We start from the raw sequence: 22333 nt of genomic DNA on the forward strand, positions 1-22333 counted from the left end.
CGTGCCATGGGGGCGTCGGGTGCGGACCGGGCGCGGTAGGGGCTGCGCACCTTCAATTGTCCGTCGTACAGGGGGCACACTGACCGCATGGCTGATCAGGACGCGCGAAGCGGCGAGGACAAGAGGCCGACCGGGATACCGGTCCTTCGGTGGGAGGAACCCCCCGAGGGCCCGGTGCTGGTGCTGCTGGACCAGACCAGGCTGCCGGCCGAAGAGGTCGAACTGGTCTGCACGGACCCGGCCGCCCTGGTCGAGGCGATCCGCACGCTCGCCGTCCGCGGGGCACCGCTGCTGGGCATCGCCGGCGCCTACGGGGTCGCGCTCGCCGCCGTGCGGGGCTTCGAGGTGACCGAGGCCGCGGCCGCGCTGGAGGGCGCCCGCCCCACCGCGGTGAACCTCGCCGTGGGGGTACGCCGGGCGCGGGCCGCCCACCAGGAGGCGCTCGCCGGGACCGGTGATCCCCGGCAGGCCGCCGCCGCGGCGCTGACCGCGGCACGGGCGCTGCACCGGGAGGACGCCGAGGCCAGCGCCCGGATGGCCGCGCACGGGCTGGCGCTGCTCGACGAACTGCTGCCCGCCGGAGGGCACCGCGTGCTCACGCACTGCAACACGGGTTCGCTGGTGTCGGGCGGCGAAGGGACCGCGTTCGCGGTCGCGCTCGCGGCACACCGGGAGGGGCGGCTGCGCCGCCTGTGGGTGGACGAAACGCGTCCCTTGCTGCAAGGTGCTCGCCTGACGGCATACGAGGCGGCCCGCAACGACATGGCGTACACCTTGCTCACCGACAACGCGGCGGGTTCGCTGTTCGCGGCGGGCGAGGTCGACGCCGTGCTGATCGGCGCGGACCGCATCGCGGCCGACGGTTCGGTGGCGAACAAGGTGGGGAGCTATCCGCTCGCGGTGCTCGCGCGGTACCACCATGTGCCGTTCATCGTGGTGGCTCCGGTCACGACGGTGGATCCGGGCACGCCGGACGGGGCGTCCATCGAGGTGGAGCAGCGCCCCGGATATGAAGTGACCGAGGTCACAGCACCCCAGGTGCCGGTGGCGGGAGCGGGAGGCGGGATTCCGGTGGCACCCCTGGGGAGCCAGGCGTACAACCCGGCGTTCGACGTGACCCCGCCCGAACTGGTGACGGCGATCGTCACCGAGGAGGGCGTGGTTTCGCCCGTGACGACCGAGGCCCTGGCCGCGCTGTGTGCCAGGTCACGCCAGGTAACGATTAGCTAATGGGATGATGTCGTTTATGAAGGGACGAGTCCTTGTCGTCGACGACGACACCGCACTGGCCGAGATGCTCGGCATTGTGCTGCGTGGTGAGGGTTTTGAGCCATCGTTCGTAGCCGACGGCGACAAGGCGCTGGCCGCCTTCCGGGAGACCAAGCCCGATCTGGTGCTGCTCGACCTGATGCTGCCCGGCCGGGACGGCATCGAGGTGTGCCGCCTGATCAGGGCGGAGTCGGGTGTGCCGATCGTGATGCTGACGGCGAAGAGTGACACCGTCGACGTCGTGGTCGGTCTCGAGTCCGGTGCCGACGACTACATCGTGAAGCCGTTCAAGCCGAAGGAGCTGGTGGCCCGTATCCGGGCACGGCTGCGCAGGTCCGAGGAGCCGGCGCCGGAACAGCTCGCCATAGGCGACCTGGTCATCGACGTGGCCGGTCACTCGGTGAAGCGGGACGGGCAGTCGATCGCGCTGACGCCGCTGGAGTTCGACCTGCTGGTGGCGCTGGCCCGCAAGCCGTGGCAGGTGTTCACCCGCGAGGTGCTCCTCGAGCAGGTCTGGGGCTACCGGCACGCCGCCGACACCCGGCTGGTCAACGTGCACGTCCAGCGGCTGCGCTCCAAGGTCGAGAAGGACCCGGAGAAGCCGGAGATCGTGGTGACCGTCCGCGGCGTCGGTTACAAGGCGGGACCGAGCTGACATGACCAGGGACAGTGCCGCTTCGGCGCCCGGGTCCGGGGCCCGCGCCGGGCGGCCTGTCGGCCCCGAGCCCTCCGGCCGCAAGCCTGCCGGCTCGCGCTTCGGCCGCGTGCTGGAGAGCGGGCTGCTGCACGGCGGGGTGCAGGGCAGCCCGGTGCTCCGTCTGTTCATGCGCTGGGTGCGCCGCCCCCTGCTGCCGGTCATGCGGCTGTGGCGGCGCAACATCCAGCTCAGGATCGTCGCCACCACCCTGCTGATGTCGCTGGGCGTGGTGCTGCTCCTCGGCTTCGTGGTGATCGGGCAGGTCCGCAACGGACTGCTCGACGCCAAGGTGAAGGCCGCCCAGAGCCAGGCCACCGGTGGTTTCACGGCGGCCAAGCAGAAGGCCGAGGAGGCGGCGAGCACCAACGGCGACGACACCACCCCCGCGGACGGCCGCCCCTCGCAGAACGTCATCCAGTGGATGAGCGAGCTGGTGAAGTCGCTCTCCAGCGGTGGTCAGAGCGCGTTCGACGTGGTCACCCTCCCCATGGGCGGGGAGAGCGGCAGCGGACGCGGTCCACGCGCCTCCGGAACGGTCAACTGGGCGGCCAGCGTCCCCGAGTCCCTGCGGGAGCGCATCGACGGCGACACCGCGGCCGCCCAGAGCTACACCCGGATCGTCTACAACTCCGACCAGGCGTCCCAGCCCGGACTGGTCATCGGCAAGCAGGTCAACGACCCGAACGGCGAGCCCTACCAGCTGTACTACCTCTTCCCGTTCACCCAGGAGGAGAAGTCGCTCAGCCTGGTCAGGGGCACCCTGGCGACGGCCGGCCTCTTCGTCGTCGTGCTGCTCGGCGCCATCGCCTGGCTCGTGGTGCGCCAGGTCGTGACACCCGTACGGATGGCGGCGAGCATCGTCGAGCGGCTGTCGGCGGGGCGGCTGCAGGAACGGATGAAGGTCACCGGCGAGGACGACATCGCCCGGCTCGGTGAGGCCTTCAACAAGATGGCGCAGAACCTCCAGCTCAAGATCAGCCAGCTGGAGGACCTGTCGCGGATGCAGCGGCGCTTCGTCTCCGACGTGTCGCACGAGCTGCGGACGCCGCTGACCACGGTGCGGATGGCGGCCGACGTCATCCACGACGCGCGCGTGGACTTCGATCCGGTGACCGCGCGGTCGGCCGAGCTGCTCGCCGACCAGCTGGACCGGTTCGAGACGCTGCTCGCGGACCTGCTGGAGATCAGCCGCTTCGACGCGGGCGCCGCGGCCCTCGAGGCCGAGCCGATAGACCTCAGGGAGGTCGTACGGCGGGTCGTCAGCGGCGCGGAGCCGCTCGCCGAGCGCAAGGGCACGCGGATACGGCTCTCCGGCGACCAGCAGCCCGTCGTGGCCGAGGCGGATGCCCGGCGTGTGGAACGCGTACTGCGCAACCTCGTCGTCAACGCCGTCGAGCACGGCGAGGGCCGGGACGTCGTCGTCAAGCTCGCCGCCGCCGGCGGCGCGGTCGCCGTCGCGGTGCGCGACTACGGCGTGGGACTCAAGCCGGGCGAGGCCACCCGGGTGTTCAGCCGTTTCTGGCGGGCCGACCCGGCACGCGCGCGTACCACCGGCGGTACGGGGCTGGGCCTGTCGATCGCCCTGGAGGACGCGCGTCTGCACGGCGGCTGGCTGCAGGCCTGGGGCGAGCCCGGTGGCGGCTCGCAGTTCCGGCTGACGCTGCCCAGGACGGCGGACGAGCCGCTGCGGGGCTCGCCGATACCGCTGGAGCCGGCCGACTCGCGCCGCAACCACGGGCTCCAGGACGCGGGCCTGGGCGACACCGTACGGCCGCACGGCACGGACAAGGCGGTCGGTGTCCCGGCGCAGGCGCCCCCCGGGCAGGCGTCCACGGTCTCCGCGCGGGGGCCGATAACGCCGCGGCAGGCCACGGTCGCCCCCACGGCAGACCCGACGGCGCTGCCCGGCAACGGGGCGCGCGTGGTGCCGAGGCCGGTGTCGGGCGCCGCGCGGAGACAGGACGGCGGGACGGCGTCGGGGGCGGCGGCGAACCGTCCGGAAGAAGCCGGTCCCGAGGAGTCGAGCAGGCAAGGGGAGGCATCTCGTGGGCGCTGACCGCGAGGGGAGCGGTCGGCGGGGGCCGGCACGCGTGATGGCGTACACCGCCTGCGGTTTCGTGCTGCTGGCGGGATGTGCGTCCATGCCCGACAGCGGGGACCTGCGCGGAGTGGAGTCCACGCCTCGCCAGGACCCGCAGGTGCGGGTGTTCGCGATGCCGCCGCAGGAGGACGACCCGCCCGCCGACATCGTGCAGGGCTTCCTGGAGGCGCTGACCAGCGACGATCCGCACTACGAGACGGCGCGGAAGTACCTGACCGGCGACGCCGCGAAGAACTGGCGGCCGGACCGGTCGACGACGGTGCTCGCGGACGGCCCGGGGACGGTGTCGGACCACTCGGGCAACCGCGAGGAGGCCAACGACTACTCGGTCAACCTGACCGGGACCAAGGTCGCCACGGTGGACGGGCAGCAGTCGTACTCGCCGGCCGAGGGCCGGTACCGCGAGTCGGTGCACCTCACCCGCAACCCCAAGACCAAGCAGTGGCGCATCGACGTGCTGCCGCAGGGCGTCGTCATGGGCAAGTCGGACTTCCAGCGCAACTACATGTCGGTCAACCGGTACTACTTCGACTCGAACGCCGTGACGCGGGCGGACGCCGACACCGGCGCGGTCCGGGAGCCGGCGGCCGTCGCCGACCCCGTCTACGTGCGCCGGCGCGTGGACCCGCTGACCCAGGTGGTGCGTTCCCTGCTCAGCGGCCCGACGAGGCTGCTGGACCCCGTGGTCAGGTCCAGCTTCCCGACCGGGACGGCGCTGGCGGACGACGTCGTCTCGCTGACGCCGGACGACCGCAACAAGCTGACCGTGCCGCTGAACGACAAGGCGGCCGCGGCGGGCGACGACGAGTGCGACGAGATGGCCGCGCAGCTCCTGTTCACGCTGCAGAACCTCACCCCGGCGGTGGAGGAGGTCGAGCTGCGCTCCGGCGGGGAGCAGATGTGTTCGCTCTCCGAGGACCGGGCCGAGACGGTCGCCACGCGCGGCTCGGCGCAACGACCCGACTACCTGTACTTCCTCGACGACCAGGACCGCCTGGTGCGGATCGCCGCCGGCAGCAACGGGACCCGGGCCGAACCGGTGCCCGGCCCACTGGGCGAGGGGCAGCGGGCCATGCGGTCGGTGGCCGTGTCGCGCGACGAGCACAGCGCGGCCGGGATCGGTCTCGACAGCAAGTCGCTGTACGTCGGCTCCCTGGTGTCGGGCGGTTCGCTCGGCGACGCCGTGCTGACCAGCGGGGGCAAGGCGGAGACGGACCGGCTGACCCCACCCAGCTGGGACACGCGGGGCGATCTGTGGATCGCCGACCGCGACCCGGCCGACCCGAGGCTGCTGCTGCTGAAGAAGGGCGCGGGCGATCCCGTGGAGGTGCGGACGCCGGGCCTCGACGGACGCGTTCAGGCCGTGCGGGTGGCCGCCGACGGGGTGCGGATCGCGCTCGTCGTGGAGAAGGACGGCAGGCGGTCGCTGCTCATCGGCCGGATCGAGCGGGAGGAAAGGGCCGGCGAACCGCCCGCGGTCACCGTGCTCGAACTGCGCTCCGCGACCCCGGAGCTGGAGGAGGTCACGGCCATGTCGTGGGCCGGTGACGCCCGGCTCGTGGTGGTCGGGCGCGAGCGCGGCGGCGTCCAGCAGATCGGTTACGTCCAGGTAGACGGCTCGACGCCGGAGGTCACGGTGCCCGCCGCGCTGACCGGCGTCAAGGAGATCGCCGCGACCGAGGACGAGCGGCTGCCGCTGGTGGCCTACTCGGAGGACCTGATCGTGCGGCTGCCGTCCGGGCTCCAGTGGCAGAAGGTGACGGAGGGGGCCGCGCCGGTCTATCCGGGGTGAGGTCTGTCCGGTCTGTCCGGCTGTCCAGCCTTTCCGGAGTTTTCCACAGGCCTGGCAGGGTTCCGCGAGCGTTGGCACAGTGGTGGCCATCGGGGGATCGCGGACGTTGCGGAGATGGTGGCCATGTGGGGAACGCCGGCAGTGCGGAGGTGGTGGACCGACCTCACGGACCTGGTGCTGCCGGCCGAGTGCGGAGGCTGCGGCAAGGCTCGAGCGGTGCTGTGTACCCGGTGCCGTACGGCGCTGAGCGGAGCCCCGCCGTGTCGGGTGCGTCCGGACCCGGAGCCGCCCGGTCTGCCCGCGGTGCACGCGGCGGCGCCGTACGCGGACGAGGTCCGGGCCACGCTGCTGGCACACAAGGAGCGGGGAGTGCTGGCCCTCACGGGACCGCTCGGCGTGGCACTGGCGGGAGCGGTGCGGGCGGGACTCCGGGGGACGCGGCGGGGAGCCGGTGGCACGGGTTCCGGTGAGGCGGGGGCCGTTCGGAGACGGGGCCCGGTGCTGCTCGTGCCCGTGCCGTCGGCGCGCAGATCCGTGCGGACCCGCGGGCACGACCCGGCACGGCGGATCGCCCTCGCGGCCGCGGGGGAGCTGCGGCGCACCGGGACGTCCGCCCGGGTGCTGGCCGTGCTGCGGCAGCGGTACGCCGTGGCCGACCAGTCGGGGCTCGACGCCCGGCAGCGGCTGGACAACCTCACCGGCGCACTGACGGTGACGCCCGGCGCCGTCGGGCTGTTGCGCGGCGGCGGGGCGCTCGTCCTCGTCGACGACCTGATGACGACGGGGGCGTCGCTGGCCGAGGCGGCACGTGCGGTGCGCGCGGCGACGGCCGCCGCCGTTGAGTCGCTGGCGGGGCCGGACACGTACGGGAGGGCGAGATCGGCTGTGTATCCGGCTGAGGCAGGGGAAGGCAGAGAGGAACGGAAGACCGTGCCCCTAATGGCGGGCCGGTACGGAGGCGATGGCGTGATCCGTGAAGCGATCTGCGCGGCAGTGGTCGCTGCTTCACCAGATTCCTTCGAAATAAACCGGAACTGACTGAGAAGTTTCGTCGTTGCAGGTAATGAGAGGTTGAATTCACCGGAACGGAGGTACGCCGCGGTAGAGGGTGACGACATCCGTCCGGGCGAGATATGTTCGGTTGTGAGGCAAAGCCGCAGGCCACACCTCTCAAATCCGAATGCCGTGCTGCGGGTTTCACCGTCATCACCCGCACCGGTGGAGTGGAGATCCCGCCCACGGGGGAGGAGGTGGACGTCACCGAGTCCGAGGTTTCGGGAGAGACCGGAACCTGGTGCAAAAGGGAGATGCTCCGCCGTCGAAGCGGAGCGATCCGGGAACGGAGTTCTGCGTGGACATCGTCGTCAAGGGCCGCAAGACCGAGGTGCCCGAGCGGTTCCGGAAGCACGTGGCCGAGAAGCTGAAGCTGGAGAAGATCCAGAAGCTCGATGGCAAGGTGATCAGCCTCGACGTCGAGGTGTCCAAGGAGCCGAACCCCCGGCAGGCCGACCGCTGTGACCGAGTGGAGATCACGCTCCGCTCCCGCGGTCCGGTGATCCGGGCGGAGGCGGCGGCGAGCGACCCCTACGCGGCGCTCGACCTGGCGGCGGAGAAGCTCGGCGCACGGCTGCGCAAGCAGCACGACAAGCGCTTCTCGCGCCGCGGAGCGCGCCGTATCCCGGCGGCAGAGGTCGCCGACCACGTACCCGGCGCGGCGACGCTCAACGGGAACGGCGCCGTCGTCCCGACCGAGGAGCAGGACGGCGTTCCCACCAAGAGGATCGGCTCGTTGGAGGTCCAGGGCGACGGGCCGCTCGTCGTCCGGGAGAAGACCCACGTGGCCGCCCCGATGTCCCTCGACCAGGCGCTCTACGAGATGGAGCTGGTCGGGCACGACTTCTACCTGTTCGTCGACTCCGAGACGAAGGAGCCCAGCGTCGTCTACCGGCGGCACGCCTACGACTACGGCGTCATCCACCTCACCACGGACACGATGGTCACCCAGGCGCACGCCCCCGACGCGGGCGACGCGCTCGGCGGCTGACACACGCCGCCGGTGACAGCGGTCCGGTGCCCCTGGAGCGCGTGTGCGCCCCCAGGGGCACCGGTGTGCGACGGTGCGCGTGGGTGTGCGACCCCAACGCTGCCCGTTCGGTCACCCTGCTGTCGGCCGGGCATGGAATCATGGCGGCAACGGCCCAACGGGTGGGTCGTTGCTCTGGGTTGGCGATGGTTCAGGACCACGTGCCACAGCCTTCAGGGGGAGGAACGATGGCGGACAGTTTCGGACCGATGCGGGGCGCGGGCGTCGATCACGGGAGCGACGACGCGGCGGTCGGCATGGGCCCGGACGCGGACGCGGGTCCCACGCGCGAGGAGCCGATCAGGGTGCTCGTCGTGGACGACCACGCCCTCTTCCGCCGCGGCCTGGAGATCGTGCTCGCGGCCGAGGAGGACATCCAGGTCGTCGGAGAGGCCGGGGACGGCGCCGAGGCCGTGGAGAAGGCCGCCGACCTGCTGCCGGACATCGTCCTGATGGATGTGCGGATGCCCAAGCGGGGCGGTATCGAAGCCTGCACCTCCATCAAGGAGGTGGCCCCCAGCGCCAAGATCATCATGCTGACGATCAGTGACGAAGAGGCCGATCTCTACGACGCGATCAAGGCGGGCGCGACCGGTTATCTGCTCAAGGAGATCTCCACGGACGAGGTGGCCACGGCCATTCGCGCGGTGGCCGACGGGCAGTCCCAGATCAGTCCGTCCATGGCGTCGAAACTGCTCACCGAGTTCAAGTCGATGATCCAGCGGACCGACGAACGCCGGCTGGTGCCCGCCCCCCGGCTCACGGATCGCGAGCTGGAGGTCCTCAAGCTCGTCGCCACGGGAATGAACAACCGGGACATCGCCAAGGAACTGTTCATTTCCGAGAACACCGTGAAGAACCACGTGCGCAACATCCTGGAGAAACTCCAGCTGCACTCCAGGATGGAGGCCGTGGTGTACGCGATGCGGGAGAAGATTCTCGAGATCCGCTGAGCCGGGTCCCGGTCAGTGGAGCAGGAGGGCGAGCTCCCGGGTGAGGGGCTCGCGCAGGTCGGGCGCCTCCACCCGCTCCACGCGCACGTCCGTGCAGTCCACCCAGCTCGCCGCCTCGACCAGGGCCTGGGCCACCGCCGGGGCCGCCTTCCGGCCCTCGAGCGTGACCTGCTTGGCGACCAGGGTGCGTCCCTCGCGCGCCGGGTCCACCCGGCCGACGAGCCGCCCTCCGGCCAGGACCGGCATCGCGAAGTAGCCGTGCACCCGCTTCCGCTTGGGCACGTAGGCCTCCAGGCGGTGGGTGAAACCGAAAATCCGCTCCGTACGCGCCCGCTCCCAGATGAGGGAGTCGAAAGGCGAAAGCAGCGTCGTGCGGTGACGGCCGCGCGGGGGAGTCTCCAGGGCCGCCGGATCCGCCCAGGCCGGGCGGCCCCAGCCCTGCACCGTGACCGGCACCAGGCCCGAGTCGGCGATCACCGCGTCGACCTGCTCGGCCTTGAGACGGTGGTAGTCCGCGATGTCCGCGCGCGTGCCGACGCCCAGGGACTGACCGGCCAGGCGGACCAGGCGGCGCAGGCACTCCGTGTCGTCCAGGTCGTCGTGGAGCAGCGCGGCCGGGACCGCGCGCTCCGCCAGGTCGTACACCCGCTTCCAGCCGCGGCGCTCCACGCACACAACCTCGCCGTACATCAGCGCGCGCTCGACGGCGACCTTCGTGCCCGACCAGTCCCACCACTCGCTGGTCTTCTTCGCACCCCCGAGGTCGGTCGCGGTGAGGGGCCCTTCGGCGCGGAGCTGTTCGATGACGCGGTCGTAGTCGCCCTCGGGGAGGTGGTGGTTCCAGTGCGGGCGGTTGCGGAGCGCGCGGCGTCGGAAGGCGAAGTGGGGCCATTCCTCGATGGGGAGGATGCACGCGGCGTGGGACCAGTACTCGAAGGCGTGGGTGTCCTTCCAGTAGGCGTCGTCGACGGTCTTGCGGCCGACCGCGCCCAGGCGGGCGTACGGGACGAGCTCGTGGGAGCGGGCCAGGACCGAGATGGTGTCGAGTTGCACCGCGCCCAGGTGACGGAGGACGCCGCGGACGCCGGCGCGGCGGTCGGGGGCGCCGAGGAAGCCCTGTGCGCGGAGGGCGAGGCGGCGGGCCTCGGCTGCGGACAGTTCCGTGGCGGGGGGCGGGAGGGTCGTCATGCGTCCGCACGATAGGGGGTGGGTCTGACAGTGGGTGCGGGGTGCGGGGAGGTGGTGGGTGCGGTGGGGCGGGGTTCGGGTGGCACCCGGCGCGGGGTGGCGGGGGTGGGGGGCGCGGGCCGGTGCCGGCCGGGTGCCGCTGCGCCCACCCGTGCCGCCCCAGCGGCACGACTGCCCGCAGCTACACGCGGGTACACGCGGGCCGGTGTCGGTCCGCCCACCTGTTGCCGCCCCAGCGGCACGACTGCCCGCAGCTACACGCGGGCCGGTGCCGCTGCGCCCACCCGTTGCCGCCCGGCGGCACGCCTGACCGCAGCTACGCCTGTGCGGGCAGGTACGGGGACGTCGATGGGAGGGCGAGGTCTGAGGGGAGGAGGGAGCCGATCCAGCAGTCGCGGCGTGTGCCCTGGTTGTTGATACCGGAGCGCAGCGTGCCCTCCATGGTGAAACCCGCGCGCTGGGCCACCGCGCGGGAGGCCGTGTTGCCGACCTCGGCGCGCCACTCCAGGCGGTCGACGGCCCGTTCGGTGAAGGCCCAGCGGGCGACGGTCACGGCGGCCTCGGTGACGTGGCCCCGGCCGCGGTGCTCCCTGGCGCCCCAGAACCCGATCTCGCCGACGCCCAGGGAGATCATCGTGACGCCGAGCATGCCGGCCAGGTCCCCGGCGGGAAGGAAGAGGCCGAAGGTGAACATCGAGTCGTTCGCCCAGCCGTCGGGGACCACCTGCTCCGTGAAGCTCCGCGCGTGCTCCGGGAGGTAGGGCGAGGGGATCGTCGTCCAGCGCTGGATGTCGGCGTCCTGGCAGGCGGCGTACACGGCCTCGGTGTCCTGCGGGCCGACCGCGCGCAGGACCAGGCGGTCGGTGGTGAGCGTGACGGGTTCCATCGGCCGATTCTGCTCGGCCTCCCGGGGCGGTGCCAGTGTTTTGCCGTCCGTGAACATCCGGTCACCTGGCGTGCGATTCGCCGGAACGTGCGGCACCATCCGCGGGGCCCGGACGTTGAAAGGGGTGACAGCAGACAGGGAAGCTGAATGCAAAGGTGTGGACGGTCCCCGTTACGGCAGGCCTCCCGGTGCGGCGGGGTCCTCGCATACGATGGCCGTTGCCCGATCCGTCACAGGAAACCGACCGTCCCAGGCCCGACCGGCAAGGAGACCAACCCCCGTGTCCGTCCTCTCGAAGATCATGCGTGCAGGCGAAGGCAAGATCCTGCGCAAGCTGCACCGCATCGCGGACCAGGTCAACTCCATCGAAGAGGACTTCACTGACCTCTCCGACGCCGAGCTGCGGGCCCTCACCGACGAGTACAAGCAGCGCTACGCCGACGGTGAGAGCCTTGACGACCTGCTGCCCGAAGCCTTCGCCACCGTCCGTGAGGCCGCCAAGCGCGTCCTGGGCCAGCGCCACTACGACGTGCAGATCATGGGCGGCGCCGCCCTGCACATGGGCTACGTGGCCGAGATGAAGACCGGTGAGGGCAAGACCCTCGTCGGCACGCTGCCCGCCTATCTCAACGCCCTCTCCGGCGAGGGCGTGCACATCGTCACGGTCAACGACTACCTGGCCGAGCGCGACTCGGAGCTGATGGGCCGCGTCCACAAGTTCCTGGGCCTGACCGTCGGCTGCATCCTGGCCAACCAGACGCCGGCCCAGCGCCGCGAGATGTACGGCTGTGACATCACCTACGGCACGAACAACGAGTTCGGCTTCGACTACCTGCGCGACAACATGGCGTGGTCCAAGGACGAGCTGGTCCAGCGCGGCCACAACTTCGCCATCGTCGACGAGGTCGACTCCATCCTCGTCGACGAGGCCCGTACGCCGCTGATCATCTCGGGCCCGGCCGACCAGGCCACCAAGTGGTACGGCGACTTCGCCAAGCTGGTCACCCGCCTGAAGAAGGGCGAGGCCGGCAACACCCTCAAGGGCATCGAGGAGACCGGCGACTACGAGGTCGACGAGAAGAAGCGCACCGTCGCCATCCACGAGTCGGGCGTGTCCAAGGTCGAGGACTGGCTGGGCATCGACAACCTCTACGAGTCGGTGAACACCCCGCTGGTCGGCTACCTCAACAACGCCATCAAGGCCAAGGAACTCTTCAAGAAGGACAAGGACTACGTCGTCCTCGACGGCGAAGTCATGATCGTCGACGAGCACACCGGCCGTATCCTCGCCGGCCGCCGTTACAACGAGGGCATGCACCAGGCGATCGAGGCGAAGGAAGGGGTGGACATCAAGGACGAGAACCAGACGCTCGCCACGATCACCCTCCAGAACTTCTTCCGCCTCTACAAGCGTCGCGACCACAAGGGCAAGGAAGTCCCCGGCCTCTCCGGCATGACCGGTACGGCGATGACCGAGGCCGCCGAGTTCCACCAGATCTACAAGCTCGGCGTGGTGCCCATCCCGACCAACCGGCCGATGGTCCGCAAGGACCAGTCGGACCTGATCTACCGCACCGAGGTCGCCAAGTTCGAGGCGGTCGTCGACGACATCGAGGAGAAGCACCGCAAGGGGCAGCCGATCCTCGTCGGCACCACCTCGGTCGAGAAGTCCGAGTACCTCTCGCAGCAGCTCAGCAAGCGCGGCGTCCAGCACGAGGTGCTCAACGCCAAGCAGCACGACCGGGAGGCGACGATCGTCGCCCAGGCGGGCCGCAAGGGCGCGGTGACGGTGGCCACCAACATGGCCGGCCGCGGTACGGACATCAAGCTCGGCGGCAACCCCGAGGACCTCGCGGAGGCGGAGCTGCGCCAGCGCGGCCTCGACCCCGAGGAGCACATCGAGGAGTGGGCCGCGGCCCTGCCCGCCGCCCTGGAGCGGGCCGAGCAGGCGGTCAAGGCCGAGTTCGAAGAGGTCAAGGAGCTGGGCGGTCTCTACGTCCTGGGCACCGAGCGGCACGAGTCGCGCCGCATCGACAACCAGTTGCGCGGTCGTTCCGGCCGTCAGGGCGACCCCGGTGAGTCCCGTTTCTACCTCTCCCTGGGCGACGACCTGATGCGGCTGTTCAAGGCCCAGATGGTCGAGCGCGTGATGTCCATGGCCAACGTGCCGGACGACGTGCCGATCGAGAACAAGATGGTCACGCGCGCGATCGCGTCCGCCCAGTCGCAGGTCGAGACGCAGAACTTCGAGACCCGTAAGAACGTCCTGAAGTACGACGAGGTCCTCAACCGCCAGCGTGAGGTCATCTACGGCGAGCGGCGCCGCGTCCTGGAGGGCGAGGACCTGCAGGAGCAGATCCAGCACTTCATGAACGACACGATCGACGCCTACGTGCAGGCCGAGACCGCCGAGGGCTTCCCGGAGGACTGGGACCTCGACCGGCTGTGGGGCGCGTTCAAGCAGCTCTACCCGGTGAAGGTCACCGTCGAGGAGCTGGAGGAGGCGGCCGGCGACCGGGCCGGCCTCACCGCCGACTACATCGCGGAGTCCATCAAGGACGACATCATGGAGCAGTACGAGGCGCGGGAGAAGCAGCTCGGCTCCGAGATCATGCGCGAGCTGGAGCGCCGGGTCGTCCTGTCGGTCCTGGACCGCAAGTGGCGCGAGCACCTCTACGAGATGGACTACCTCCAGGAGGGCATCGGCCTGCGCGCGATGGCGCAGAAGGACCCGCTGGTCGAGTACCAGCGCGAGGGCTTCGACATGTTCCAGGCCATGATGGAGGGCATCAAGGAGGAGTCCGTCGGCTACCTGTTCAACCTGGAGGTCCAGGTCGAGCAGCAGGTCGAGGAGGTTCCGGTCGAGGACGCGGCGCCGTCGCTCGACAAGGGCGCGCAGGACGCGGTCCCGGCCCAGGCGGGCGCCCGTCCGGAGATCCGGGCCAAGGGCCTCGACGCGCCGCAGCGTCGGGACCTGCACTTCTCCGCGCCCACCGTGGACGGTGAGGGTGGCGTCGTCGAGGGTGAGTTCACCGACGGCGAGCCGGCGTCCGCCCAGTCCGACGGGCTCACGCGCGCGGAGCGCCGCAAGCAGGCCAAGGGCGGGCGCCGCCGCAAGAAGTGACGGTGCGGTGCCCGGCGGGCGCCGTGGCGGTGGAAGGGCCGGTCACCCGGGGGTGACCGGCCCTTCGGCCTGTTCTCCGGGCCGGGGCACGGGTGCGGGCGGCGCCTCAGTCGTCGTCCGCGCGGTGCCTGCGGGGGCCGCCCACTTCCACCGCCGTACAGCGCCAGCGCAGGTCCCGGCCCTGTTCCAGCCGGAAGGCCATGGCACGCAGCCGGTCGCCCGCGCCGATGCGGGCGAAGACCTCCAGGGCGCCCGGCCGGGGCTCGAAGTAGCCGATGTCGCGCACGACGGGGGACGCGCCGCGGGTGCGCAGCGGTCCGCGTTCGGCGAGGTGGGCCAGGTCGTCGTAGGCATGGCCGACGGTGTGCCGAAGCATCGAGTGGACGGGGCGCCGCCCGCTGAGCACGCCGAGGAGGAGCTCGGCGAAGTGGTCGGTGGGGCGGAGCTGCGGAACGGGGCGGCGCGGGGTCTGCGTGGGGACGAGAGGCGCTGCGGCGGACCGCGCGGCCCGGTGCACCACCGGTGCGGGCACCCCCGCCGTGCGGGCCGTGACCGGGTTCGCGGTGCGCGCCGGAGCGAGGGCCGCCCCGGGGCCGGGACGGGCGGCCGGGGTGGGCACCGGTCCCGTGGAGGGCGAGTCCGGCACGGCGACGGCCCCCGGCTTGGCGCCCGGTCCGGGGCCGGCCGTGGGCGGACGGGTGTCCGCCGGCCGCGTACGCGACCGCTGGGACCGGCCCGGGGACCCCGGCGGCCGCCCACCGGCCGCGGCGGCGCGCGCCCCGCGCGCTCCCGGCCTGCGGGGCGGCACGCCGCCGGGCGCACGGGCCGGCACACCCCCGGGTGCGCCGGACGGGAGGTAGGCGTACCCGTCGGACGGGGCATGGGCGGAGGCGGCGCTCAGGGGCGTGTGGTCGGGCGGGGTGGTGCCTCCCGGGCCTCGGGACGGGGCGCTGCCGGGCTCGCCGGGCGGGGCGGGCCGTGCGGGCCGGGTGAGTGGGCCCGTTGGGGCGGGGCTGGATGGGGCGGTGGGGCGGAGCCGGTTCCTGGTCATGACCTTGCGCATGGGGTCCCCGTTCGGCGGGCCCGGAGATACCGGGCAGTAACTTCGCGGTCGGGGATCTTGTACGGGCTGGAAGGGTGGCACGGCAAGGAGGCGGGCGACCGCGTCGCGGGGGCGGGCAGGTTCACCTATCCGAGTGATTGAGGGGGGTCGAGAGCCCGGACGGCAAGGGGGGACAGGGTGAATCCCGGGACCGGGATGGACGCCCCCGACGCCCCGGGCGGGGACCCGAAAGGGGACACCCGCACGTATCCTGAAGGCTCTCCCGCCGGGTCCACCGAGCGCCCCGGCGGCGTCCCCGACCACGAAAGCGGCAGACTCATGCGCGTCTACGTCCCCCTGACCCTGTCCGGCCTCGCCGAGGCGCACCGGGCGGGGGAGCTGGGGGCCGGGCCGCTCGTCGCCTACGCCGTCACGCCGGCGCTGCGCGAGTGGTACCTGTCGGACGACATCGAGGAGCTGGAGTACGCCGCCCTGAACCGCGCCGCGCTGGCGTCCTTGCGTCTGCTGGCGGCCGACGCCGCCGCGGCGCGGCGCCGCGTCGTGGTCGCCGCCGACGTGCCCGACCGTGCCGCCGCGGCCGACCCGGACCGGGGACTCGACCCGGCGGCGCTGGGCGAGGTCCGGGTCGCCGGGCCGCTGCCACTGGCCAAGGCGGCCGCGGTGCACGTCGACTCCGCCGACGCCGAGGCGGACGTGAGCGCGGCGGCCGAGGCGCTCGCGGCGGCGGACGGCGGGGACGACGACGCCCAGTTCGTCGTGGACGGCGCGGAGGACCACGAGCTGCTCTGGTACGCGACGCAGGAGATCCCGAACCTGGTCTGAACAGGCACTTCGCGCCGCAACGTCCCGATTGTCAGTGAGGGCGGGTACGTTTTCGGGCATGGGGATGCAGACGGGCGCACACATCGTGTGGGACTGGAACGGCACGCTGTTCCACGACAACGACGCGATCATCGGGGCGACGAACGCGGCGTTCGCCGAGCTGGGGCTGGCGCCGATCACACTGGAGCAGTACCGGGCGCTGTACTGCGTGCCGGTGCCGAAGTTCTACGAGCGGCTGATGGGAAGGGTGCCCACGGACGCCGAGTGGCAGCTCATGGACGCGACCTTCCAGCGCCACTACAGCGCACACCGTGGGCGTTGCCGGCTCGCCGAGGGTGCCACGGAGCTGCTCGCGGGGTGGCGGTCCGCGGGGCGCAGCCAGTCGATCCTCAGCATGTACGGCCACGACGAGCTGGTGCCCCTGGTCAAGGGGCTCGGGATCGAGGCCCACTTCATACGCGTCGACGGCCGCACCGGGCCGTCCGGGGGCAGCAAGGCCGAGCACATGGTGCGGCATCTCGCGCAGCTGGCGCTGTCCGGGGTGGAGCCCGCCCGCACCGTGGTGATCGGGGACGCCGCGGACGACGCGGTGGCGGCGCGCCACGTAGGGGCGGGGGCGGTGCTGTACACCGGCGGGTCCCACAGCCGGGCCAGCCTCGAAGGGGCCGGGGTGCCGGTGGTGGACACGCTGGGGGAGGCCGTGGCTGTGGCGGAGCGGCTGGCGGGATGACGGCGGCGGCGTCCGGTGCCGCGAGCCGCGCCGTTACCGGAGGGTAGCTGTGCGGAACGTCCAAGTTGCGGGCCCGGTTTTGTACACATGCGGCCCATGACGAGCAGCCCGCGGGGAGCGATAGCCTTGTGGCGTGATCAGCGCGATAGCTCGCGGGGGCACTGGTGCCCCTGCCCCGCGCCCGGCACACACGGACGACATCCGTGCCCGGGCGGCGGTCGCTGATCCTCGCGGGCGGGACGGGGCGGCACAGACCCCCGGCAGACCGCCGCGCACTCCCCGGACGGTGACGGCGAGAGCGAAGTCACACCCGGTGAGAGCGGCGACATTGGCTGATATGCCCCCGCTCCTCTCGTCTTGCGGCATAGCGTCGAAGTGGACCGGACACCCCGTGTCCCGACGTCATGCCGGAAGGCAGGAGACCGTACTTCCTTCTACGTCACGCAACGGCGCGCGACAGGAGTCAGAGGACAATGCAGACCAAGCTGGACGAAGCCAAGGCCGAGCTGCTCGAAAGGGCTGCGCGGGTAGCTGAGAACAGCCCGGTCGGGGGGCACCTACCGACCGGGACGACGGGCGAGGGAACTCCGGGCACCCCGGACGGCCCGGACGGCGCCCCGGACTACGCATCCGTGTTCGCGTTCCTCCAGCGCTACTACCGGCACACCGCCCCGGAGGACCTGACCGACCGCGACCCGGTCGACGTCTTCGGAGCCGCCGTCTCGCACTACCGGCTGGCGGAGAACCGCCCGCAGGGCACGGCGAACGTCCGGGTGCACACCCCGACGGTCGAGGAGAACGGCTGGACGTGCAGCCACTCCGTCGTCGAGGTGGTCACCGACGACATGCCCTTCCTCGTCGACTCCGTGACCAACGAGCTGACCCGTCAGGGCCGCGGCATCCACGTCGTCGTCCACCCGCAGATCGTGGTGCGGCGCGACGTCGCCGGCAAGCTCGTCGAGGTGCTCGCCGGCCCGCCCACCGCCGACCTGCCGCACGACGCGCACACCGAGTCCTGGATCCACGTCGAGATCGACCGCGAGACCGACCGCGGCGACCTCAAGCAGATCACCGCCGACCTGCTCCGCGTCCTCAACGACGTCCGCGAGACCGTCGAGGACTGGGGCAAGATGCGGGACGCGGCCGTCCGCATCGCCGACGGCCTGCCGACCGAGGCCACCCCCGAGGACCTCCCCGCGCGGGAGCTGGAGGAGGCCCGCGAGCTGCTCCACTGGCTGGCCGACGACCACTTCACCTTCCTCGGCTACCGCGAGTACGAGCTGCGCGAGGACGACTCCCTCGCCGCCGTCGCCGGCACCGGCCTCGGCATCCTGCGCTCCGACCCGCACCACGCGACCGACGAGAGCCACCCCGTCAGCCCCTCCTTCGAGCGGCTGCCCGCCGACGCCCGGGCCAAGGCCCGCGAGCACCGGCTGCTGGTGCTGACCAAGGCGAACAGCCGGGCCACCGTGCACCGGCCGTCGTACCTCGACTACGTCGGCGTCAAGAAGTTCGACGAGAACGGCAACGTCGTCGGCGAGCGGCGTTTCCTCGGCCTGTTCTCCTCCGCCGCCTACACCGAGTCCGTCCGCCGGGTGCCGGTCGTGCGGCGCAAGGTGGAGGAGGTGCTGGAGCGCGCCGGGTTCTCGCCCAACAGCCACGACGGCCGGGACCTGCTCCAGATCCTGGAGACGTACCCGCGCGACGAGATGTTCCAGACCTCCGTCGAGGAGCTGGAGCCGATCGTCACCTCCGTGCTCTACCTCCAGGAGCGCCGCCGCCTCCGCCTCTACCTGCGCCAGGACGAGTACGGCCGCTACTACTCGGCCCTCGTCTACCTGCCCCGCGACCGCTACACCACCGGTGTGCGGCTGCGGATCATCGACATCCTCAAGGAGGAGCTCGGCGGCACCAGCGTCGACTTCACGGCCTGGAACACCGAGTCGATCCTGTCCCGCCTGCACTTCGTGGTCCGCGTCCCGCAGGGCACCGAGCTGCCGCACCTGTCCGACGCCGACAAGGAGCGCGTCGAGGCACGTCTCGTCGAGGCCGCCCGCTCCTGGGCCGACGGATTCGGCGAGGCGCTCACCGCCGAGTTCGGGGAGGAACGCGCCGCCGAGCTGCTGCGCCACTACGGCTCGGCCTTCCCCGAGGGCTACAAGGCCGACCACGGCCCGCGCTCCGCCGTCGCCGACCTCGGCCACCTGGAGCAGCTCGACGAGGAGAAGACCTTCGCGCTGAGCCTGTACGAGCCGGTCGGCGCCGCGCCCGAGGAGCGGCGTTTCAAGATCTACCAGAAGGGCGGCTCGGTCTCCCTGTCCGCCGTCCTGCCGGTGCTCAGCCGGCTCGGCGTCGAGGTCACCGACGAGCGGCCCTACGAGCTGCGCTGCGCGGACCGCACCACCGCCTGGATCTACGACTTCGGCCTGCGGATGCCCAAGGCCCCGGCCGGCGGCGCCGACTACCTCGGCGACGACGCCCGCGAGCGCGTCCAGGACGCCTTCGCCGCCACCTGGACCGGCAAGGCGGAGAACGACGGCTTCAACGCCCTCGTGCTCAGCGCCGGCCTGACCTGGCGCGAGGCGATGGTGCTGCGCGCCTACGCCAAGTACCTGCGCCAGGCCGGTTCGACCTTCAGCCAGGACTACATGGAGGACACCCTCCGCAACAACGTCCACACCACGCGCCTGCTGATCAACCTGTTCGAGGCGCGGATGGCACCGGAGCGGCAGCGCGCCGGGCGGGAGATCGTCGACGCCCTGCTCGAAGAGGTCGACGCGGCCCTCGACCAGGTCGCCAGCCTCGACGAGGACCGGATCCTGCGGTCCTTCCTCACCGTCATCAAGGCGACGCTGCGGACGAACTTCTTCCAGCAGGCGGAGGGCGGCAAGCCCCACGACTACGTCTCCATGAAGTTCGACCCCCAGGCCATCCCCGACCTGCCGGCACCGCGCCCGGCGTTCGAGATCTGGGTGTACTCGCCGCGCGTCGAGGGCGTGCACCTGCGCTTCGGGAAGGTCGCCCGCGGTGGTCTGCGCTGGTCGGACCGGCGCGAGGACTTCCGCACCGAGATCCTCGGCCTGGTCAAGGCGCAGATGGTGAAGAACACCGTCATCGTGCCGGTGGGCGCCAAGGGCGGCTTCGTCGCCAAGCAGCTGCCCGACCCGAGCGTCGACCGCGACGCCTGGATGGCGGAGGGCATCGCCAGCTACAAGACCTTCATCTCGGCGCTGCTCGACATCACCGACAACATGGTGGCCGGCGAGGTCGTGCACCCCGCGGACGTCGTCCGGCACGACGAGGACGACACCTACCTCGTCGTCGCCGCCGACAAGGGCACCGCGAAGTTCTCCGACATCGCCAACGAGGTCGCCGAGTCCTACAACTTCTGGCTCGGCGACGCCTTCGCCTCCGGCGGCAGCGCGGGCTACGACCACAAGGGCATGGGCATCACCGCCCGCGGCGCCTGGGAGTCCGTCAAGCGGCACTTCCGGGAGCTGGGCGTGGACACCCAGACCCAGGACTTCACCGTCGTCGGCATCGGCGACATGTCCGGCGACGTCTTCGGCAACGGCATGCTGCTCAGCGAGCACATCCGCCTCGTCGCCGCCTTCGACCACCGGCACATCTTCATCGACCCGACGCCGGACGCGGCCACCTCGTACGCCGAGCGCCGCCGGCTGTTCGAGCTGCCGCGCTCGTCCTGGGAGGACTACAACACCGAGCTGCTCTCGGCGGGCGGCGGGATCTTCCCGCGCACGGCCAAGTCCATCCCGGTCAACGCCCACATCCGCGAGGCCCTCGGCATCGAGGCGGGCATCACCAAGATGACCCCGGCCGAGCTGATGAAGGCGGTCCTCAGCGCCCCGGTGGACCTGCTGTGGAACGGCGGCATCGGCACGTACGTCAAGGCGTCCACCGAGTCGAACGCGGACGTCGGCGACAAGGGCAACGACGCCATCCGCGTCGACGGCAAGGACCTGCGGGTCCAGGTCGTCGGCGAGGGCGGCAACCTGGGCCTGACCCAGCTGGGCCGCATCGAGTTCGCGCTGCAGGGCGGCCGGATCAACACCGACGCCATCGACAACAGCGCGGGCGTGGACACCTCCGACCACGAGGTGAACATCAAGATCCTGCTCAACGGTCTGGTCAAGGACGGCGACATGACCGTCAAGCAGCGCAACAAGCTGCTCGCCCAGATGACCGACGAGGTCGGCGCGCTGGTCCTGCGCAACAACTACGCGCAGAACACGGCGATCGCCAACGCGCTCGCGCAGTCCAAGGACATGCTCCACGCCCAGCAGCGCTTCATGCGCCACCTGGTCAGGGAGGGCCACCTCGACCGCGCCCTGGAGTTCCTGCCCACGGACCGCCAGATCCGCGAGCGGCTGAGCGGCGGTCGCGGCCTGACCGGCCCGGAGACGGCCGTGCTGCTGGCGTACACGAAGATCACGGTCGCCGAGGAGCTGCTGCACACCTCGCTGCCGGACGACCCGTACCTCAAGGGCCTGCTGCACGCCTACTTCCCGACGGCGCTGCGCGAGCAGTTCGCCGAGCAGGTCGACGGCCACCCGCTGCGCCGTGAGATCACGACGACCGTCCTGGTCAACGACACGGTCAACACGGGCGGTACGACGTATCTGCACCGGATGCGCGAGGAGACCGGCGCGTCGCTGGAGGAGATCGTGCGGGCGCAGACCGTGGCCCGGGCGATCTTCCGCTCCTCCCCGGTGTGGGACGCGGTGGAGGAGCTGGACACCAAGGTCGACGCCGCCGTCCAGACCCGGATCCGGCTGCACTCGCGCCGTCTGGTCGAGCGCGGCACGCGCTGGCTGCTCAACAACCGGCCGCAGCCGCTGGAGCTGGCCGAGACGGTGGGCTTCTTCGCCGAGCGGGTCGAGCAGGTGTGGTCGCAGCTGCCGAAGCTGCTGCGCGGCGCGGACGCGGAGTGGTACCAGCACATCTACGACGAGCTGACCGCCGCCGGCGTCCCGGACGAGCCGGCCACGCGGGTGGCGGGGTTCTCCTCGGCCTTCGCGACGCTGGACATCGTGTCGGTGGCCGACCGCATGGGCAAGGAGCCGCTGGACGTCGCCGAGGTGTACTACGACCTCGCCGACCGGCTCGGCGTCACCCAGCTGATGGACCGCATCAGTGATCTTCCGCGCAACGACCGGTGGCAGTCCATGGCCCGCGCCGCGATCCGCGAGGACCTGTACGCGGCGCACGCGTCGCTGACCGCGGACGTCCTGGCGGTGGGCAACGGCACGTCGACGCCGGAGCAGCGGTTCAAGGCGTGGGAGGAGAAGAACGCGGCGATTCTCGGACGGGCGCGGACGACGCTGGAGGAGATCCGGTCGTCGGACGAGTTCGATCTGTCGAATCTGTCGGTGGCCATGCGGACGATGCGGACGTTGCTGCGCACGCATTCGTAGGGGGCGGTGCGGTGTCGCGCCGCTCGCTGTGTGAGGCGCCCCGGGCCGGGTTCGGTCCGGGGCGCCTTGGCGTGTGCCGGGAGGACTGGGCGGGGGTGCGTTCGCGGCCCGGCGTTGCGGGGTGCCGCTGCGCCCACCCGTGCCGCCCCAGCGGCACGACTGCCCGCAGCTACGGCCCCGCAGCTACGGC

14 protein-coding genes are annotated in these 22333 nt (G+C 71.6%); 11 read left to right on the forward strand and 3 right to left on the reverse strand.

From position 1 onward, the window contains the following. Positions 1 to 87: 87 nt before the first annotated feature. The 7 genes from mtnA (at position 88) to NI25_RS23855 (ending at position 8895) form a co-directional block, all read left to right on the forward strand. Positions 88 to 1230, forward strand: coding sequence for an S-methyl-5-thioribose-1-phosphate isomerase (gene mtnA / locus NI25_RS23825; protein ID WP_061444391.1), 1143 nt, complete (start codon positions 88 to 90; stop codon positions 1228 to 1230). Positions 1231 to 1234: 4 nt separating this feature from the next. Continuing rightward, positions 1235 to 1924 carry a two-component system response regulator MtrA gene (mtrA, locus tag NI25_RS23830; RefSeq protein ID WP_003975799.1) on the forward strand — a complete coding sequence of 230 codons (690 nt, stop codon included), beginning with the start codon at positions 1235 to 1237 and terminating at the stop codon, positions 1922 to 1924. Position 1925: 1 nt separating this feature from the next. Then, positions 1926 to 4022 carry an MtrAB system histidine kinase MtrB gene (gene mtrB / locus NI25_RS23835; RefSeq protein ID WP_061444392.1) on the forward strand — a complete coding sequence of 699 codons (2097 nt, stop codon included), beginning with the start codon at positions 1926 to 1928 and terminating at the stop codon, positions 4020 to 4022. Continuing rightward, positions 4012 to 5859, forward strand: a complete 1848-nt coding sequence (locus NI25_RS23840) for an LpqB family beta-propeller domain-containing protein (protein WP_061444393.1) — start codon at positions 4012 to 4014, stop codon at positions 5857 to 5859. The genes mtrB and NI25_RS23840 overlap by 11 nt, the downstream gene beginning before the upstream one ends. 141 nt (positions 5860 to 6000) lie before the next feature. Beyond that, positions 6001 to 6897: a ComF family protein gene (locus NI25_RS23845; RefSeq protein WP_199561019.1), complete on the forward strand. Its 897-nt coding sequence runs from the start codon at positions 6001 to 6003 to the stop codon at positions 6895 to 6897. A 313-nt stretch (positions 6898 to 7210) separates the two neighbouring features. Beyond that, complete coding sequence (hpf, locus tag NI25_RS23850) at positions 7211 to 7903, forward strand: ribosome hibernation-promoting factor, HPF/YfiA family (protein ID WP_061444394.1); 693 nt, start codon at positions 7211 to 7213, stop codon at positions 7901 to 7903. Positions 7904 to 8130: 227 nt separating this feature from the next. Beyond that, the gene (locus NI25_RS23855; RefSeq protein ID WP_061444395.1) at positions 8131 to 8895 is read left to right on the forward strand and encodes a response regulator; all 765 of its coding nucleotides are present in this window, start codon (positions 8131 to 8133) and stop codon (positions 8893 to 8895) included. 12 nt (positions 8896 to 8907) lie between these two features. Here NI25_RS23855 and NI25_RS23860 read toward each other — a convergent pair whose 3' ends face one another. Both NI25_RS23860 and NI25_RS23865 read right to left on the reverse strand, forming a co-directional pair. Continuing rightward, positions 8908 to 10083: a winged helix-turn-helix domain-containing protein gene (locus NI25_RS23860; protein ID WP_061444396.1), complete on the reverse strand. Its 1176-nt coding sequence runs from the start codon at positions 10081 to 10083 to the stop codon at positions 8908 to 8910. Positions 10084 to 10399: 316 nt separating this feature from the next. Further along, a complete protein-coding gene (locus NI25_RS23865) occupies positions 10400 to 10969 on the reverse strand; it encodes a GNAT family N-acetyltransferase (protein ID WP_061447068.1) in 570 nt (189 codons plus the stop codon). A 280-nt stretch (positions 10970 to 11249) separates the two neighbouring features. On the opposite strand from NI25_RS23865, the gene secA reads away from it, so the two are divergent. After that, a complete protein-coding gene (gene secA, locus NI25_RS23870; protein WP_061444397.1) occupies positions 11250 to 14093 on the forward strand; it encodes a preprotein translocase subunit SecA in 2844 nt (947 codons plus the stop codon). A gap of 106 nt (positions 14094 to 14199) precedes the next feature. Here the strand turns inward: secA and NI25_RS39760 are convergent, their stop codons facing one another. Continuing rightward, positions 14200 to 14739, reverse strand: a complete 540-nt coding sequence (locus NI25_RS39760) for an Rv3235 family protein (RefSeq protein ID WP_308189323.1) — start codon at positions 14737 to 14739, stop codon at positions 14200 to 14202. A gap of 735 nt (positions 14740 to 15474) precedes the next feature. On the opposite strand from NI25_RS39760, the gene NI25_RS23890 reads away from it, so the two are divergent. The 3 genes from NI25_RS23890 to NI25_RS23900 all read left to right on the forward strand — a co-directional run bounded on the left by NI25_RS23890 (position 15475) and on the right by NI25_RS23900 (position 22143). Beyond that, a complete protein-coding gene (locus NI25_RS23890; RefSeq protein ID WP_061444399.1) occupies positions 15475 to 15978 on the forward strand; it encodes a DUF6912 family protein in 504 nt (167 codons plus the stop codon). A 58-nt stretch (positions 15979 to 16036) separates the two neighbouring features. Further along, positions 16037 to 16708 carry an HAD family hydrolase gene (locus NI25_RS23895; protein ID WP_061444400.1) on the forward strand — a complete coding sequence of 224 codons (672 nt, stop codon included), beginning with the start codon at positions 16037 to 16039 and terminating at the stop codon, positions 16706 to 16708. A 473-nt stretch (positions 16709 to 17181) separates the two neighbouring features. Continuing rightward, positions 17182 to 22143: an NAD-glutamate dehydrogenase gene (locus NI25_RS23900; RefSeq protein WP_061444401.1), complete on the forward strand. Its 4962-nt coding sequence runs from the start codon at positions 17182 to 17184 to the stop codon at positions 22141 to 22143. The last annotated feature ends 190 nt before the right edge of the window (positions 22144 to 22333 follow it).

It is taken from the genome of Streptomyces sp. CCM_MD2014 (genome assembly GCF_000772045.1).
In the GTDB taxonomy this organism is placed as follows: domain Bacteria; phylum Actinomycetota; class Actinomycetes; order Streptomycetales; family Streptomycetaceae; genus Streptomyces; species Streptomyces salinarius.